The organism is Pseudocnuella soli, assembly GCF_004347775.1.
GTDB classification, from domain to species: Bacteria; Bacteroidota; Bacteroidia; order Chitinophagales; family Chitinophagaceae; genus Flavisolibacter; species Flavisolibacter aquaticus.
Genome location: NZ_CP037755.1, coordinates 4714297 through 4730366, shown reverse-complemented (window position 1 = coordinate 4730366; position 16070 = coordinate 4714297). Strand labels below are relative to the sequence as shown.

General features: G+C 50.2%; 19 protein-coding genes. 12 read left to right on the top strand and 7 right to left on the bottom strand.

Annotation, left to right across the window (positions count from 1 at the left end; all coding sequences use genetic code 11):
* Window positions 1-69: 69 nt before the first annotated feature.
* The 4 genes from EPD17_RS19455 to EPD17_RS19440 all read right to left on the bottom strand — a co-directional run bounded on the left by EPD17_RS19455 (window position 70) and on the right by EPD17_RS19440 (window position 3264).
* Window positions 70-672 carry a hypothetical protein gene (locus EPD17_RS19455; RefSeq protein ID WP_132056112.1) on the bottom strand — a complete coding sequence of 201 codons (603 nt, stop codon included), beginning with the start codon at window positions 670-672 and terminating at the stop codon, window positions 70-72.
* Between the two features lie 165 nt (window positions 673-837).
* Window positions 838-1914, bottom strand: coding sequence for a 23S rRNA (adenine(2503)-C(2))-methyltransferase RlmN (gene rlmN, locus EPD17_RS19450; protein ID WP_132056111.1), 1077 nt, complete (start codon window positions 1912-1914; stop codon window positions 838-840).
* 38 nt (window positions 1915-1952) lie between these two features.
* Window positions 1953-2816, bottom strand: coding sequence for a hypothetical protein (locus EPD17_RS19445; RefSeq protein ID WP_132056110.1), 864 nt, complete (start codon window positions 2814-2816; stop codon window positions 1953-1955).
* Complete coding sequence (locus tag EPD17_RS19440; protein WP_132056109.1) at window positions 2794-3264, bottom strand: hypothetical protein; 471 nt, start codon at window positions 3262-3264, stop codon at window positions 2794-2796. The genes EPD17_RS19445 and EPD17_RS19440 overlap by 23 nt, the downstream gene beginning before the upstream one ends.
* A 123-nt stretch (window positions 3265-3387) precedes the next feature.
* Here EPD17_RS19440 and EPD17_RS19435 point away from each other — a divergent pair, with 123 nt between their 5' ends.
* From EPD17_RS19435 to EPD17_RS19425, 3 genes are all read left to right on the top strand, one after another.
* A complete protein-coding gene (locus tag EPD17_RS19435) occupies window positions 3388-4596 on the top strand; it encodes an acetyl-CoA C-acyltransferase (RefSeq protein ID WP_132056108.1) in 1209 nt (402 codons plus the stop codon).
* Complete coding sequence (locus EPD17_RS19430) at window positions 4577-5014, top strand: hypothetical protein (protein WP_132056107.1); 438 nt, start codon at window positions 4577-4579, stop codon at window positions 5012-5014. The genes EPD17_RS19435 and EPD17_RS19430 overlap by 20 nt, the downstream gene beginning before the upstream one ends.
* A 94-nt stretch (window positions 5015-5108) precedes the next feature.
* Window positions 5109-5507 (top strand): hypothetical protein, encoded by a 399-nt coding sequence (locus EPD17_RS19425; protein WP_132056106.1) that lies wholly within the window; start codon window positions 5109-5111, stop codon window positions 5505-5507.
* A gap of 27 nt (window positions 5508-5534) precedes the next feature.
* Here EPD17_RS19425 and EPD17_RS19420 read toward each other — a convergent pair whose 3' ends face one another.
* The 3 genes from EPD17_RS19420 to EPD17_RS19410 all read right to left on the bottom strand — a co-directional run bounded on the left by EPD17_RS19420 (window position 5535) and on the right by EPD17_RS19410 (window position 8176).
* The gene (locus EPD17_RS19420; RefSeq protein WP_114236393.1) at window positions 5535-6110 is read right to left on the bottom strand and encodes a Uma2 family endonuclease; all 576 of its coding nucleotides are present in this window, start codon (window positions 6108-6110) and stop codon (window positions 5535-5537) included.
* Window positions 6111-6136: 26 nt separating this feature from the next.
* Complete coding sequence (hisS, locus tag EPD17_RS19415) at window positions 6137-7513, bottom strand: histidine--tRNA ligase (RefSeq protein ID WP_132056105.1); 1377 nt, start codon at window positions 7511-7513, stop codon at window positions 6137-6139.
* A 198-nt stretch (window positions 7514-7711) separates the two neighbouring features.
* Window positions 7712-8176 carry a low molecular weight protein-tyrosine-phosphatase gene (locus EPD17_RS19410; protein WP_240040683.1) on the bottom strand — a complete coding sequence of 155 codons (465 nt, stop codon included), beginning with the start codon at window positions 8174-8176 and terminating at the stop codon, window positions 7712-7714.
* Window positions 8177-8397: 221 nt separating this feature from the next.
* On the opposite strand from EPD17_RS19410, the gene EPD17_RS19405 reads away from it, so the two are divergent.
* The 9 genes from EPD17_RS19405 to EPD17_RS19365 all read left to right on the top strand — a co-directional run bounded on the left by EPD17_RS19405 (window position 8398) and on the right by EPD17_RS19365 (window position 15965).
* The gene (locus EPD17_RS19405; protein ID WP_132056104.1) at window positions 8398-9219 is read left to right on the top strand and encodes an energy transducer TonB; all 822 of its coding nucleotides are present in this window, start codon (window positions 8398-8400) and stop codon (window positions 9217-9219) included.
* Window positions 9220-9260: 41 nt separating this feature from the next.
* The gene (locus tag EPD17_RS19400; protein ID WP_114236396.1) at window positions 9261-9500 is read left to right on the top strand and encodes a hypothetical protein; all 240 of its coding nucleotides are present in this window, start codon (window positions 9261-9263) and stop codon (window positions 9498-9500) included.
* Window positions 9500-10423, top strand: a complete 924-nt coding sequence (locus EPD17_RS19395) for a PstS family phosphate ABC transporter substrate-binding protein (protein ID WP_240040682.1) — start codon at window positions 9500-9502, stop codon at window positions 10421-10423. The genes EPD17_RS19400 and EPD17_RS19395 overlap by 1 nt, the downstream gene beginning before the upstream one ends.
* Before the next feature lie 70 nt (window positions 10424-10493).
* On the top strand, window positions 10494-12149 hold the full coding sequence (locus EPD17_RS19390; protein WP_165929675.1) for a tetratricopeptide repeat protein: 1656 nt from the start codon (window positions 10494-10496) through the stop codon (window positions 12147-12149).
* A 161-nt stretch (window positions 12150-12310) separates the two neighbouring features.
* Entirely contained in the window at window positions 12311-12721 is a 411-nt protein-coding gene (locus tag EPD17_RS19385; protein ID WP_114236398.1) for an NADH-quinone oxidoreductase subunit A, read from the top strand.
* Window positions 12722-12798: 77 nt separating this feature from the next.
* Entirely contained in the window at window positions 12799-13383 is a 585-nt protein-coding gene (locus tag EPD17_RS19380; protein ID WP_165929674.1) for an NADH-quinone oxidoreductase subunit B, read from the top strand.
* Between the two features lie 86 nt (window positions 13384-13469).
* Window positions 13470-14084, top strand: coding sequence for an NADH-quinone oxidoreductase subunit C (locus EPD17_RS19375; protein WP_132056102.1), 615 nt, complete (start codon window positions 13470-13472; stop codon window positions 14082-14084).
* Window positions 14085-14094: 10 nt separating this feature from the next.
* Entirely contained in the window at window positions 14095-15363 is a 1269-nt protein-coding gene (locus EPD17_RS19370) for an NADH-quinone oxidoreductase subunit D (RefSeq protein ID WP_240040681.1), read from the top strand.
* 104 nt (window positions 15364-15467) lie between these two features.
* Complete coding sequence (locus EPD17_RS19365; RefSeq protein ID WP_114236401.1) at window positions 15468-15965, top strand: NADH-quinone oxidoreductase subunit NuoE family protein; 498 nt, start codon at window positions 15468-15470, stop codon at window positions 15963-15965.
* Window positions 15966-16070: the final 105 nt, after the last annotated feature.

The window sequence follows — 16070 nt, the reverse complement described above, 5'->3', positions numbered from 1 at the left end:
AATAAAAAAGACCGTGCAGGGCACAGTCTTTTTTATTTCCGGATGCGGGATATTGGAGGTAGATCGGGTTTATTTGCCGTTTTTATGACGCCGTTCGTTGCGCAGGGTTTCCATTCTTTGCTGTTGTTCTTTGGTAAGAATGGCTTTTACTTCCTGGCGGTGTTGTTGGGCCAGCTCTTTTAATTGCTCCTGCTTTTGGTTTTCGGCAATGACGCTGTTGGTGCGCAGTGCCTGGCGTTTTTCCCTGAAGCTTTCATTAACGGCTTTCATTTTCGATTGCTGTTCGTTGGTCAGGTTCAGGTTGGCCATAGGCTGCCTTTTTTGCCCAAAACCTTTGCCCTGCATGCCGTTGCGACGTTCGCCCTGCATTTTGGCCAGCTTTTGCTGCTGTTCGGCCGTCAGCACAGCGGCCATTTCGGTGCGCTGCTTTTGCGTCAGCTCCTGGCGGCGTGCTTTCCATTCCTTCACGGTTATATTGTCCTGCTTTTGCAGTTCCTGCCATTGCTTGCGGTGTGCTTCGCGGATGGTTTTTAATCTTGCCTGCTGGTCGGCGGTGAGGTTGAGCTGCTCGGTGCCTTGTTTTTGGCGACCGCGTTTGTCTTCAGTTTTTTGCGCTTGCACTGCACTTGTCATCAGCAGAAGGGCCAGTGCCCCGGTAACTATTCTTTTCATACGATATGTTTTTGCGTTTATAGATACATAGACGCGATACGGCACCGGACGTTTAAAGGCAGCAGGTTAATAAACGTTAGAACCCGGAAAGCAGCTGGGAACGGCGCAGGCAAACAAAAAAGACGACCGTGCGGGTCGTCTTTTCAAGTATGGTAAAACAAAAAATTATCCGGCCAACTCTTTCGATTTATTAGCCAGTTGTCCGCAGGCGGCGTCAATGTCTTTGCCACGGCTGCGGCGCAGGCGGGCATTTACTTTGTGCTTTTCGAGGTAAGCCATAAACACTGCCGTTTTTTCCTCCGATGGCTTTTCAAAGCGGGCCAGGTCAATGGGGTTGTATTCAATAATGTTTACCAGATCGGCCGGCACCTGGCGAAACACTTTGATCAGGTCGTCGGCATCTTTCAGGCTGTCGTTAAAATTGTTGAACAGGATGTACTCCAGCGTTATTTCGTTCTTTGTTTTCCGGTGAAAATGGTTGAGCGCCTCGATCAGTGCCTTCAGGTTATTTGTTTCGTTGATGGGCATGATCTCGTTGCGCTTGGCATCGTTGGCGGCGTGCAGCGACAGTGCCAGCTTAAAACGTACGCCGTCGTCGCCCAACTGGCGGATCATTTTTGCAACACCTGCAGTAGACACCGTGATGCGGCGCGGGCTCATGGCCAGGCCATCTTCAGCGGTAATGCGTTCAATGGCTTTCATCACGTTTTTGTAATTGAGCAGGGGTTCGCCCATGCCCATAAACACGATGTTCGACAGCTTTTTGCCGTAGGTTTTTTCGGCCTGGATGTTCAGCAGCACCACTTCATCGTATATCTCGTCGTAATCGAGGTTGCGTTTGCGTTCAATGTATCCGGTGGCGCAAAATTTACAGCTCAGCGAGCAGCCAATTTGCGACGAAACACAGGCCGTGTAGCGGGTGTCGGTAGGAATGAGCACACCTTCGCACAGGTGGCCTTCGTGGGTTACAAAACCAGTTTTAATGGTGCCGTCGTTGCTGTGCTGCGTGGTGTGCAGTTGCATGGCGGGCAGCGAAAAATGTTCGCCCAATTGCTGCCGCAGGTCTTTGCTCAGGTTGGTCATGTCGGCAAAAGACCGGGCGCCTTTTTGCCAGATCCATTCCCAGATTTGCTTGGCGCGAAACTTTTTTTCGCCCAATAAAATCAGGAAATTTTCTAGTTCGGTCAGGCTGATGTGGCGGATATTTTTTGCCCCGTTGGCTGAGGCGGCACTCGAAATCATCGTGCAAAGGTAGGGTAGCGGGCCGTGGAAACAGCGTACTATATGGATGTAGCCTGAATTTTAGGGCTCTTTTGGGAAAGGCGGTCGATCCATTGCAGCGCCGGAAATAAGGTTAACAAGAACAGCAGGTTTTCGTAATTCCATACGTCGAAAAAATACCAGCCGCCGATGGCAAATAGCAGGTAAGCAACCCCGATCCATTTATCAAACCGAAGAGTGAAAAAGCCAATTAGAAAAACCAGTTCCAAAAAGATCATGGCGACCCACAACACATGCGCCGACTGCGGGTGGGCCAGCAGCCACTGCAGCAATTGATTGCTCAAAGAGCCATCAGGCGCGGCCAAGGTATCCATATTCATTTCAATCAGGATGTTCCGGGTTTGGGTGGGATAAAACAAAGTGCCGCGGCCAATTTTCCATAAAGCGGCAGTGCCGTAGATAAAGCAAAACACAAACCGGATGAATAGCAGCATGTACCCAAAACCTTGGCGGAACGCAAACGGCAGGCTAAGAAACAGCACTCCGAAAAATGCATAATGGTGCCCAATAGCACCGTTGTACAACACAAACCAGATAAAATGGGCTCCAAAAAACATGATGGGAAAACCATTGCGCCGGTGAAACCATGCCGCGCCAATTGCAGAAGCAATTAGTGTGAGGTCTAGAAATATAATGCCAGGATGATGCAGCCAGTTGGCCGCACCGGCTATCATAAAAAGCCAGTAGGTAGGATCCAGTTCCTGGTAAAAAAGTGGGTTGCCACCCAGTTGAAACAAGAGTTGCCGCGTTGCGGCATAATAAGCCAGCAACACCAGTACGGCAATAAAAAAGAACCGCTGCAGCACAGGCCGATTGCTTGCGGCCAGTTGCAGGTACCGGTCAAAACTGTTGTAGGGTGTCAACGCGGATCATTTTAACGGGTACGGAATAGGGTAATACCTGGAAGGCCTGCCGAACAATACTGATGTGTTGAACGGGTTGCCTGGTGACCGAGGCCACTTTATTTGTATACCATGTTTCAAACTGCGGTAACCGGTCCGGTTCGTTGTAAATTTTTTTTGACACAAACGGATAAAATGATGCTTGCGTAAAAAATGGATAGCGGCTTTCTACCCTTGTTTGCAGGGGGTCAATGCCGTTGTTGCGCACCTGCAGCAGGTAGTTTTCGGCAACGGTTTGCAGGAACATTTTTTCCCGGAAATGAATATTTAAGTTTGTTATTGGCTGGTTGTTTACAACCACTTGGTGCCTTGCAAGGGTTGGGTTGTCGGAATATTTTTCCGAGTACATGCCATACAGCATAAATGGCGTAGCCTCCAGTTTTATGGCTGTGCACAAAAGCTGCAGCACAGTCAGTATGATGCAAAAATAAAATAGCTTTGGTTGCCTGGTTTTGAGCTCCATAAAAAAGCGGAGCAGCAAGAAGCGCCTGGCCAACGATTGTTTCATTGCGCATAAAAATACCCCCATAACTTGAATTCCGGAACCATTTACGTAGTTGATGCCGTTCGTACTCCCATTGGTAAATACGGCGGCGCCCTTAGTTCGGTGCGCCCCGACGATCTGCTGGCGCATGTCATCGAAGCATTGCTGCAGCGACAGCCACAGATTGATCTGGCGGCCATTGAAGATGTGATTGCCGGGGCGGCCAATGGCGCTGGCGAGGACAACCGCAATGTGGCACGCATGGCGGCACTGCTGGCCGGTTTGCCCACTTCGGTTGCGGGCACTACGGTCAACCGCCTGTGTGCATCGGGACTGGATGCCATCATGCACGGCGCCCGCCAGATCAGGTGCGGCGATGCCGAAATGATCATTGCCTGCGGTGTGGAAAGCATGAGCCGGGCGCCTTTTGTAATGCCAAAAGCCACTGCGCCTTTTCAGCGCGGCGCAGAAATATTTGATACTACTTTGGGCTGGCGTTTTGTTAATCCAAAGCTTGCCGAAATGTACCATCCATACAGCATGGGCGAAACTGCCGAAAATGTGGCGCGGCAATGGAACATCAGCCGCGAGGAGCAGGACCGGTTTGCCGCGCAATCGCAGGAGCGGTATTTTGAAGCGCTGGAGGCTGGCTTGTGGAAAGATGAAATAGTGCCAGTGCCGGTTGCGGGGGAACGTGGCCAAACAACTTTGGTAGATACCGACGAACATCCACGCCGCACCACCATCGATAAACTGGCTTCCTTAAAACCTGCTTTTGCAAAAGAGGGCACCGTTACGGCAGGCAATTCTTCGGGCATCAACGACGGAGCAGCGGCCATGCTGCTGGCTTCGGAAGCCGCAGTAAAAAAGTACGGACTCAGGCCTTTGGCTACCATTGTGTCCATGGCCGTTGCCGGTGTGGATCCGGCCATCATGGGCATTGGCCCGGTGCCGGCTACGCAAAAAGCGTTGCAGCGGGCATCGCTATCCATTACGCATATGGACCGTGTAGAACTTAATGAAGCCTTTGCTGCGCAGGCGCTGGCTTGCATGCACGACCTGCAGCTAGGCGAAGGGCGGGTGAATGTAAATGGCGGCTCCATAGCGCTGGGGCATCCGCTGGGGTGCAGCGGTGTACGCATCAGCACCACGCTGGTACACGAATTGAAGCGTAGTGCTTCCAAATACGGCCTGGCCACCATGTGCGTAGGAGTGGGGCAGGGCGCCGCCATCATTTATGAACATTACACCCATTAAAATTTCCGTGTTTTTACTGCTGCTGTTGCCTGCAGCCGGTTGCGGCCTTTTTTCCGATTTTAAAAAAGCGCAGTTTGATGCATCGGCTGCGCGGCCGATTGCATTGCAGGTGCCCAAAGGCTATAAAAAAAGCGAGTGGACCACCGATTCGTCTGGATTTAAAACACTGACCTTTTTTTACGGTGGGGGCCAGGAGCTTTATTTCAGCACCAACAAAGCGCTGTCGCCATGGATTGATACGGCCGGCCACATGCCGAGACCACACCTCAACGGCGGTATTTTTTACAAAGGCATTTTACCGCCGCTAAAACTTTGGCGTGAGGTGTATAGCCAACAGCTTAGGTTTGGCTACCGCAATGTGCCGCTGCACGCCGTGCCCGACTTTGATTCGGCACTGAATTATGTGCGGGTGTATTAAATATTTTTATGTTGTAACTTTTTTTTGCTGCCTGCGTTTTATGCTTAACACAAGCTGCCCGTGCAGGGCGGAACAAACCATTAAAACCAACAACATGAAGAATCGGATTCTTATCCTGTCGCTGATGCTATGCGCTTTTTTTACGGTGGCTGCGCAAACAAAAGACACCACACTGGCCCAGTATGTAGGTAAATACAGTTTCCCTGAAGGGAGCTTTGTTACATCTGCCGAAATAACGTTGGCCGATGCGGTGCTTTCTGTAAACTCTTCGCAGGGCAACAGCGTGCTGCAAAAGCTTGGAAAGGATACGTTTACGCTTACTGCCTATGAGGGCAGCGTTATGTATTTTTACCGCAACAGCGCCGGGCAGGTAGCCCGCATCAAAGTAGAAGTGGGTGATGTGCTGCTGGAAGGCACCAAAGATGGTGCGTCAACGGCGATGCATAACCGAAACAGGTACCTGGATGTTATGAAACAAAAACAGGCCCGCTAGGGGCCTGTTTTTGTTTGTGCACCTGGGTCATTCAAATGCCACGTTGCGAAAAACTTCATCCAGTGGGCAACTGAAACCGATTGTTTCAATTTGTAATGAAGCACTGCTGTCCTTTGTTTCGCGAAAGCTCCAGATGTGTTCTGATTGCTTACTGTATTGCTCCACCAACATTTCTGTTGAGGAAATGAGGATGTACTCTTTGAGGGAAGGAATATCGCGGTATAATTTGAACTTTTGGCCACGGTCGTAGCCTGAGGTACTAGGTGATAATACCTCGATGATGACACTTGGATTGGTGATGACATCATTTCGGTTTTCGAATCGCTTTATTCCGTCGCAAACAATGCTGATATCGGGGTATGTAAATAACCCGTTGCTTTCAATATGAATTTTTTGATCGCTGTTAAACACCTGGCAATTTTTGCCTTTCAAAAAAGCATTTATCTCGCCAATCATATTTACCGAAATAGTATTGTGGTTGATGCTGCCGCCCGACATGGCAAACACTTCACCGCCAAAATATTCATGCTTTTCGGAAGCCGTTTCTTCCTGCAGCAGGTATGCTTCCACCGTGATGTATTTTGTTGCCGGTACTGCACTCATGCCTTTTTGTTTTACCTAAATATACGCTAATTAAAATCCAGCTTTGCCAGCTCGTCCTGCTGTACCTGCTGCTGTTGGCCGTTGCGCAGGTCTTTTACATTGCAGGTGCCCTGGCTCAATTCGTTGGAGCCAATGATGGCAATAAACGGAATGCCTTTTTTCTCCGCGTATTTAAACTGTTTGTCCATTTTCGCTGTTTCGTGAAAAAGTTCCGCAGCTACACCTTTTGCCCTTAGTTGTTGCACCAGGCTATATGCTTTTTTGCTTTCCTCATTGCCCAAATTAAAAAACAACACCCGGGTGCCTTGCGCTACGGTGGCAGGGAAAAGCTGCAGTTCTTCCAGTACATCGTAAATACGGTCCACACCAAACGAAATGCCCACACCCGGCATGTTGGGCACGCCAAACAAACCCGTAAGATCGTCGTAGCGACCACCACCGCCAATGGAGCCGATCTTAACCCGCGCAGGTGCCTTGGCTTCGAAAATAATACCGGTGTAGTAGTTGAGGCCACGTGCTAGTGTAAAGTCGATCAATAGCTGCGAGTTTTCCGCTGTAAGTTGCGCGTACTGCAGCACATAGCGAATTTCTTCCACCCCTTTTTTACCCAGTTCATTTTCACCGATCAGGGCTTCAATGCGGCTTAGTTTTTCTTCGTTGCTGCCGTCGATGGCGAGGTATTGTTCAATAATGCCAATCTGCGATTCGGTTAGTCCGCGTTGGCCCAGTTCGGCCTTTACTTTTTCCAGCCCGATCTTGTCCAGTTTATCAATGGCAATGGTAATGTCCACCATCTTATCGGCGCCGCCGCATACCTCGGCCAGGGCCGCCAGTATTTTACGCGAGTTAATCCGCAATTCAAAATCGGGTAGGCCTAACCGTTGGAACACCTGGTGGTACATTGCCACCAGTTCCACTTCATTGAGCAGCGAGTTGCTGCCTACCACATCGGCATCGCATTGGTAAAACTCTCGGTAGCGGCCACGTTGCGGCTTATCGGCACGCCACACAGGTTGTATTTGATAGCGTTTAAATGGAAAAGACAACTGCCCGTGGTTGATGGCTACAAAGCGTGCAAACGGAATGGTCAGGTCGTAGCGCAGGGCCCGTTCGGTGAGGTCTTTGGTGCTTTTTCCTTCAAGCACTTTTGCAAATGCCGCCTGTGCCGCTTCCCATTTTTCGGGGCGCTCCAGTCCGTTGTTCAATATTTTAAAAATCAGCTTGTCGCCTTCTTCTCCGTATTTGCCCATCAGGGTTTCGAGGTTTTCCATCGCCGGTGTTTCCAGCGGCTGAAAGCCATACAATTCAAAAACGGATTTAATGGTATTGAAAATATATTGCCTGCGGCGCACCACTTCGGGTCCGAAATCGCGGGTGCCCTGTGGTATGGATGGTTTAGCCATTGGTGTGAAAATATTTTTGTCGTGAAACGTGAAACGTCAGTCGTGATTCGTGAATGGTGAATGGGCAATGGTGACTGCTGTGAATGATTTTTTACTATGGATGATTGATTATTGGGCTCAAGCAATTGTTGATAGGTAACGCAGCATACACCAATAATTACTATCAACTACCAACTGTCAACTGTCAACTGCCAACTATCATCTTTCATCCAGCATCTTCTCAACTATCGCAGTACATGCAGCATCGATCTCCTGGTATACCTCATGGTAGCCGGGTTCGGTGCCGTACCAGGGGTCGGTGATGGAGCGGTTTTCGCCGGGAAAAATTTCATTCAGCAACAGGTCGGCTTTTGCGGCGTTGTACTTTTTGCCGGCAATGCGGCGCATGTCGGCCAGCACATCATCAGCCATGGCGTATATTTTATCGTATCGGTCAAAATCCTCGGCTACAAAGCGGCGGGCCCGTTGCTGGCAAATATCAATGCCATTGAGCTTCGCCACTTTCTGCGACAGGCGGTGCGGTGCTTCGCCCACATGATAGCCATTGGTGCCGGCACTGTCTACCTGCCAAGCCAACCCTGCCGCTTCAGCCTTGTGTTTCAGGATGCCTTCTGCCAGCGGGCTCCGGCAGATATTGCCCAGGCACACCATTAAAATTTTCATGGCGCAAAGCTAAGGGAAGACCGGAAAGTCGGAAAAGACAGAAAAGACGGGAAATACTTTTAGTTGGAACTAAATACCTCTAAAAACCAGTTTGATTTTTTGGTACGTAAAAGTTTCCTTTTCTACCGAAATCTTCTTTCCGGACTTTCCTGTCTTTTCAGACTTTCCGGTCTTCTTATGCATTTTCCTACCTGCAGCATCTCATCAACAAACACACAACCATGACCAGCAATGAGATCCTCCAGGCCGACATGCTCGACATTTTATTTGATAACCGAAACAAAAACTATGGCGCTTACCAACTGCGCAAAACCTACCACCAGCGGATGTTGGCGGCCACAGGGCTAACGGCTTTGCTGGCTACCGGCGTTTTATTATGGTTTGTTATTGGCGACGATAAAAGCGTTGTCTACATTTCAGAAGATAGCGGACCGGTAATTGTTTCAATTGTTGATTTAGAGCCTCCCGTTGATCCACCACCGGCACCCAAACCGCCAACTGCACCGGCGCAGCAAACAGCGGTGGAGCATTATACCACCGATATATCCATTGTGCCCGATGTGGCGCTGAAAGCGGTGGATTTTCCGCCGGTGTCGGCACTTGAAAATGCGGCTATTGGCACCGAGCAAGTAGACGGGCCGCCTGTGGCCGGAGCGCAGCAACACTCCGAAGGGACCTTGAGTGATGTGCCCGCTGCGCCGGAGCCGCCGGCTGCACCCGAGATTTTTCAAAACAATGCGGTGGACCAGATGGCCGAGTTCCCGGGTGGTGCTGCGGCGTTCAGCCGTTACCTGTCGCGCAAACTGGCCCAGCCCGATGGCCTGCAGCCCGGCGAGCAGCGTACGGTAAAAGTTCAATTTGTAATTGAAAAAGACGGCTCCATCACACGCCTGTCGGTGGTGCAATCCGGTGGAGATGCGCTGGATGAGCTGGTTTTCAGGGCATTGCAAAAAGCGCCCCGCTGGAAACCCGCGCTGCACAAAGGCCATGCGGTAGCAGTAATTTTTACCCAACCGGTTACTTTTATAGGCGCAGAAGAATAAAAAAACACCTAAATTGCCTTGGCGCTCTTAACCCATCAATTATGATTGAAGATTACGAAAGCCGGAAACGCAGGCAAATTGCCCAAATGCGTTCCCTACTGGATTATGGCATGGGCGCTTTGTTTACGCTGGTAGGCCTATATTTTTTGTTGTATGAAATACTGGACATCAATGTATTTCGCAGCAAGCCCAGCGGTACGGATAAACTGGTTGGTGTTTTATTTCTTATTTATGGAAGTTGGCGCATTTATCGTGGCTACAGAAAGAACTATTTCAGATAATGCAAGGAATGTTTAAGGGTGCAGGTCTGTTTATTGGCGCCGCTTTTATCGCTTTACTGGCTGGCTGTGGCTCGGGCAATGTAGAAACACTGCCCGACACACGGGAAGAAGGCACGATTCATATCAGTGCCGACGAATCGTTTAAGCCGGTGATTGATGCTCAGGTGGCCGTTTACGAGGCTTCATATCCCAAGACTAAGATTAATGTACACTATAAGCCTGAGGCCGAATGCCTCAAGGATTTTGGCGTGGACAGCATCCGGATGGTGATTGCCACCCGCGGCTTTACCCCTGCCGAAGAGGCTTTTATTGCTGACTCGTTCAAGATCGCTGCCCGGCAACAATCGTTGGCATACGATGCCATTGCTGTGTTGGTGCACCCCAGTTCGGCCGATTCCCTTTTTACCATGCAGGAACTGCGCGAACTGCTCAACGGCAGCAACAAAAAGCTTACGCCGGTGTTTGATGGTTTAAAAGCCACCAGCACCGTTCGGTATATTATGGATTCGGTATTGCGCGGGGAGCAGCTGAGCCCCAGCGTGGTGGCGGCCCGCACCAGCGAAGAGGTGGTGGATTATGTAGCCCGCACACCCAAGGCCATCGGTTTTGTAGGTGTTAGCTGGGTGGGCAACAGCCAGGATTCGTTGCAGCTTTCTTTTATGCAAAAAGTAAAGATCGCATCCATCGAAAGCCGCGATGTAGCAGGTGCATATATCCAGCCGGTGCAGGCAAATATTTATCTTGGACGGTACCCGATGATCCGGCCATTGGTGTACACGCTGAAAGAGCGGCACCGCGGGCTGGGCAACGGTTTTGCAGCCTTTATGGCGGGGCAGCGTGGCCAGTTGGTATTTCGCAGGGCCTACCTGGTGCCGGCACAATTAAGGTTAAACGTGCGGCCTACATCCCTACGGGAAGAATAAAATGGGCAACATTAACAATAGAGCAATAAACCACAGTACATTTTTTGTCATCTCTAAAAGAAAAAGAAACATGAAGAAATCAGCGATTGTTTTGTTTTTCGCAGCCTTTTTGTCCGTCTCTGCCTTTGCGCAAAGCGTTCAGGATGGTGTGAACCACCTGTATGCCGAACGATACCAAAGTGCAAAAGAGGTTTTTGACAAACTGCTGGCTGCAAATCCAAACAACATGGAAGCCGTTTATTGGGCCGGCCAGAGCTTGCTGGACCAGGACGACGTGGCCGGGGCGAAGGCGATTTACGAAAAAGCACTGGCTGCCAATGGCAATGCCCCCTGGGCATTGGTAGGCATGGGCCATGTGGAGTTGCTGGAAGGTAAGGCCAATGAAGCCCGCCAGCGTTTTGAAACAGCCATTTCCCTGAGCAAGGGCAAAAAGGCCAACGACGCTAATATTTTAACCGCTGTTGGCCGCGCCAACGCCGATGCCTATTCCGATAAGGAAAAGAAAGGCGATCTGGAATACGCCATTGCCAAACTGAACGAAGCTGGTGGCATCAATGCCAACAATGCCGAAACTTTCCTGGTGTTGGGTAACGCTTACCGTAAGGCACACAATGGTGGACAGGCTGTAGTAAACTACGCAAAGGCCCGAACCCTCAATCCTTCGTTTGCAATGCCCAGCTACCGCATGGCAATGTTGTATAAAACACAGCAAAACTGGGATATTGTACTGGAGCACCTGAACAACGCAGTGGCTGCCGATCCTAAGTTTGGCCCTGCTTTCTTGGAGCTGTATTACTATTACCTGCTGTATCCAAAGGATTTTGCAAAGGCTGAAGATTTTGCCAATAAATACCTGGCCGTAGCAGATAAAACCGTAGAAAACGACTACATCAAAGCGCAAACCGCGTTTGTACAGAATAAGTTTGATGAAGCTATTTCTGTAGGTAAAAATATCGTTTCGGTTGCCGGAGACAAAGTAAATCCCCGCGTATACCGCCTGTTGGGTTATAGCTATGTAGGTAAAGGCGACTCTACTGCTGCCTGCCAATATGTAGGACAGTTTTTTGCCAAAGCAAAAGAAGAAGAAGTGGTTGGTAATGACTACATCCTCCAAGCTGATGCCTGCGGTAAAGATAATCCGGATATTGTTCGGGCAAGCTATTACAAAGCGGCTACTATGGACAGCGTGCTGAGCAAGCAAGTAAACCTGCTGAACGAAGGCATTGAGCGTTTCCGCAAATCGGGCAACAAGCTGTTTGAAGGTGACCTTCGCCTGCTGTCGTACCAACTGCGTGGCGACAAAGCCAACCCTGCCGAGCTGTTCCAGATTGGTGTGCCTTACTACCAGGCCGGTTCGTTTGAGCGTGCCGATTCGATTTTCAAAGCATACAGCACTGCCTTCCCCGATAGCGTTTATGGCTACCTGTGGAGTGCCCGTTCGCTGGGCCGCATTGATAGCACTATGGAGCAGGGCATTGCCATTCCGCAATACGAGCAGCTGCTGCGTGTATCGGAAACCGACAAAGTACGATTCAAAAGCTACGGCCTGGAAGCGGTGGGCAACCTGGCGCAGTACTACGTTAACGTAAAGAAAGACAAGGATAAAGGCGTTGAGTACCTGCGTAAAGGCCTGGAGTTCGATCCTGAGAACACCACCTTCAAACGTAATATCGAAATCCTTTCGAAGCCGGCGGCCGCCGCTAAGAGCTCGGGCAACAAAGGATAATACTTAGCTGATTCTTCAAATGTGTATACAGGAGTCCCCCCGGTTTCGGGGGGACTTATTTTTTTGTTGAGAATCAATATTGCTCCGGTTCAGAATCATTAAAGTTTAACTGCCGACTTTTATCCAAACCCCTGTATTTTTGCTTGCCATTTTACACTACCATGATACATCTGCTTCAGACAAATATTACCCAGGCGGTTACCTCGGCCAATAATGCTGAAAGCTATTTGCCCGTTGCGCTGCAACTGGTGTTTGCCTTGGGCCTCATTGGTTTTTTAACCATTGTTACCCACCTGTTGGGCCCCAAGCGCAAAACGGCCGACAAACTGGCCAACTTTACCAGCGGTATCGCTTCGCATGGTGAGGCCCGGCAGCCAACGGCCGTAAAATATTTCCTGGTGGCCATCCTGTTTGTGTTGTTTGATGTGGAAGTGATCTTTTTTTATCCCTACGCTGTTAACTTCCGGGAGCTTGGTTGGAACGGCTTTTGGGCAGTGTTTATGTTCGTGTCCTTTTTCCTGTGTGGGTTTTACTACATCTTGAAAAAAGGTGCACTGGAGTGGGAGGACTAAGAATAAATAACTGCAGTGGCGGCCGCCTCCCGGCTTGCAATGTTTACTGCGGTTAACCCTTAAAATCTGAAAATATTATGGCACGTCCTGTTTCATATAATATTACCGAAAAGCCGCTGGTGCGGGATATCAGCATCGTGGATATGCCCGATGGCTACGAGGGTGAAGGTTTTTTTGCATCCAAACTGAGCGATGTAGTGGGCCTGGCCCGCAAAAACTCGCTGTGGCCCCTGCCTTTTGCCACCAAATGTTGCGGTATTGAGTTCATGGCTACCATGGCTTCGCACTACGACCTGGCACGTTTTGGCAGTGAGCGCCTTGGCTTTTCGCCCCGCCAGTGCGACCTGCTGATGGTGATTGGGCTGATTTCTAAAAAAATGGCGCCGGTGATCAGGCAGGTGTACCTGCAAATGGCCGAGCCGCGCTGGGTAATGGCCATTGGTGCCTGCGCATCGAGCGGCGGCATTTTCGACAGCTACAGCGTGTTGCAGGGTGTGGACCAGGTGATCCCGGTAGATGTGTACGTGCCAGGCTGCCCGCCGCGGCCCGAGGCCATCCTCGACGGCTTTATGAAGGTGCAGGACCTGGTGGGCAAAGAAAGCCTGCGGCGCAGAAACAGCGACCATTATAAAACCTTGTTGGAGAGCTACGGAATACAATAAGCAGCTGCGAGCTGTGAGTGGCGAGGGGTGAAACAAACTGGTTTCAATACTCGAAGCTCGAAGCTCGAAGCGCAAAGCTTTTAAAAATGGCATTAAGCAACGATCTTATCAGGCAGCGGCTGATCCAAAAATTTGGAGAACAGGTAACCAATATTGAGGAGCCATATGGCATGCTCACTTTTGAAGTGCCTAAAGAGCTTAACATCGAAGTACTCGAATTTTTATACAACGATCCGGAACTGTCTTTTCAGTTCCTGACCGACCTTACCGCGGTGCATTACCCTTCTTATGCAGGACGGGAAATAGCCGTGGTGTACCACCTGCACAACCTGGTCGCCAACTGCCGCATCCGCTTTAAAGTGTTTGCCCCCATTGCGCAGCCCGATGTAGCCTCCGCCACCAAGGTGTTTGCTACCGCCAACTGGCTGGAGCGGGAAGCCTACGACTTTTTCGGAGTCAATTTTGTGGGACATCCCGACCTGCGGCGCATCCAGAACGTAGACGAAATGGACTATTTCCCGCTGCGCAAAGAATACCCGGTTGAAGACCAGACCCGCCTCGATAAAGACGATGAAATGTTTGGCCGCGGCGGCTCGTTTGATTTTGGCAACCGCAACGAAGACGGCTCACCGCGCCTTACGCCGCAGGCAGGCGAGGAAAATGTGGAGCGTCTGGGCGAAAGCGCCGGCGGCAGTCGTTAACATTTAAAAATTGATCCCACCACTTTGGCGGGATGCATTTTATATACTAATGGTTACTTCAGAGAAAAATACAAGCCTTCCGGAAGGAAGCATTGAAACAAAGACCACCCGGTTGAACCTGGGGCCTACGCACCCTGCCACGCATGGTGTGTTTCAGAACATTCTGGAGCTGGATGGCGAAAAAATCATTTCTACCGAAATAACGATCGGGTATGTGCACCGGGCCATTGAAAAAATTGCCGAACGCCGCCCACTGTATCAAATTACGCCGCTTACCGACCGGCTCAACTATTGCTCGTCGCCCATCAACAACATGGGCTGGCACACCACCTGCGAAAAGCTGTTGGGCATTCAAACGCCCAAGCGTGTTGATTACCTGCGGGTGATCATTATGGAACTGGCCCGCATTGCCGACCACCTTATTTGCAATGGTGTAATGGGTGTGGATGCAGGCGCCTTCACCGGCTTCCTGTACCTGATGCAATACCGCGAATTGATTTATGAAATATGGGAAGAGATCTGCGGTGCCCGCCTCACTACCAATATTGGCCGCATCGGCGGTTTTGAACGCGACTTCAACGACGTTGCATTTACCAAACTCGAGAAGTTTTTAAAAGAATACCCCGCAGCGCTGAAAGAATTTGAAAGCCTGCTGACCCGCAACCGCATTTTTATGGACCGCACCATTGGTGTAGGTGGCATCAGCGGCGAAAGGGCACTGAATTACGGTTTTACCGGTCCCAACCTGCGTGCTGCCGGCGTTGATTACGATGTGCGGGTACACTCACCTTATTGCTCGTACCAGGATTTTGAATTCGACATTCCAACCGGCACTACCGGCGACTGTTACGACCGCTTTTTGGTGCGCAATGGTGAGATGTGGCAATCGCTGCGGATCATCGAGCAGGCTTACCGCAAAATACAAGAGTTCAAAGGTGCGGAAGCAACCGTTTTCCATGCCGATGTGCCTGAGTATTACCTGCCCGAAAAAGCCGATGTGTACACCAAAATGGAAGCCCTTATTTACCACTTTAAAATAGTGATGGGTGAGGTGGATATTCCGCCCGGCGAAGTATACCACAGTGTGGAAGGCGGCAACGGAGAGCTTGGTTTTTACCTGATTTCCGACGGCGGCCGCAGCCCTTACCGGTTGCACCTGCGCCGGCCCTGTTTTATTTACTACCAAGCGTTCGAAGAATTGATCAAAGGCAGCATGATCAGTGATGCCATCATGGTGATGTCGTCGCTGAATTTGATTGCCGGTGAAATGGACGGGTAAGGAAAAGGGAAAAGTAAAAAGTCAAAAGGGTGTACGGGTTTCATCAGCACACATTGACTTTAAACCTTTGACTTTTGAATGTTGACTTTTGACTTTACAATACAATGGAATTTTCTAAAGAAAAACTAGATAAGGTACAGGAGATCATTGCCCGCTATCCGGAAGGAAAAGGGAAAAGTGCATTGATACCGGTGCTGCACCTGGCACAGGATGCAAACGGTGGCTGGCTGAGCGCAGAGGTGATGGATTATGTGGCCGGACTGTTGCAGATAAAGCCAGTGGAAGTGTATGAAGTAGCCACGTTCTACAGCATGTACAACCTGAAGCCCGTGGGCAAATACCTGTTTGAGGTATGCCAGACCGGGCCGTGCATGGTGCGGGGCAGCGACGACATCATTGCCTACATCAAGGAAAAGCTGAACATTGGTGTGGGCGAAACCACGGCCGATGGCATGTTTACCCTGAAAACCGTGGAGTGCCTGGGTGCCTGCGGTTATGCGCCCATGATGCAGTTGGGTAAATATTATAAAGAACACCTGACCCGTGAAAAAGTAGACGAGATCATTGAAGAGTGCCGCCGCACAGCAGCACAAAACAATTAGCACGATGCCTAAAGGCTTCTACTGATTGTTCCGTTACGATCAACAACAATAAAGCAAGTAGCCGTGGGAAAATGTTTTTGCCAGCGGCGAAAGTTTTTAAATAAA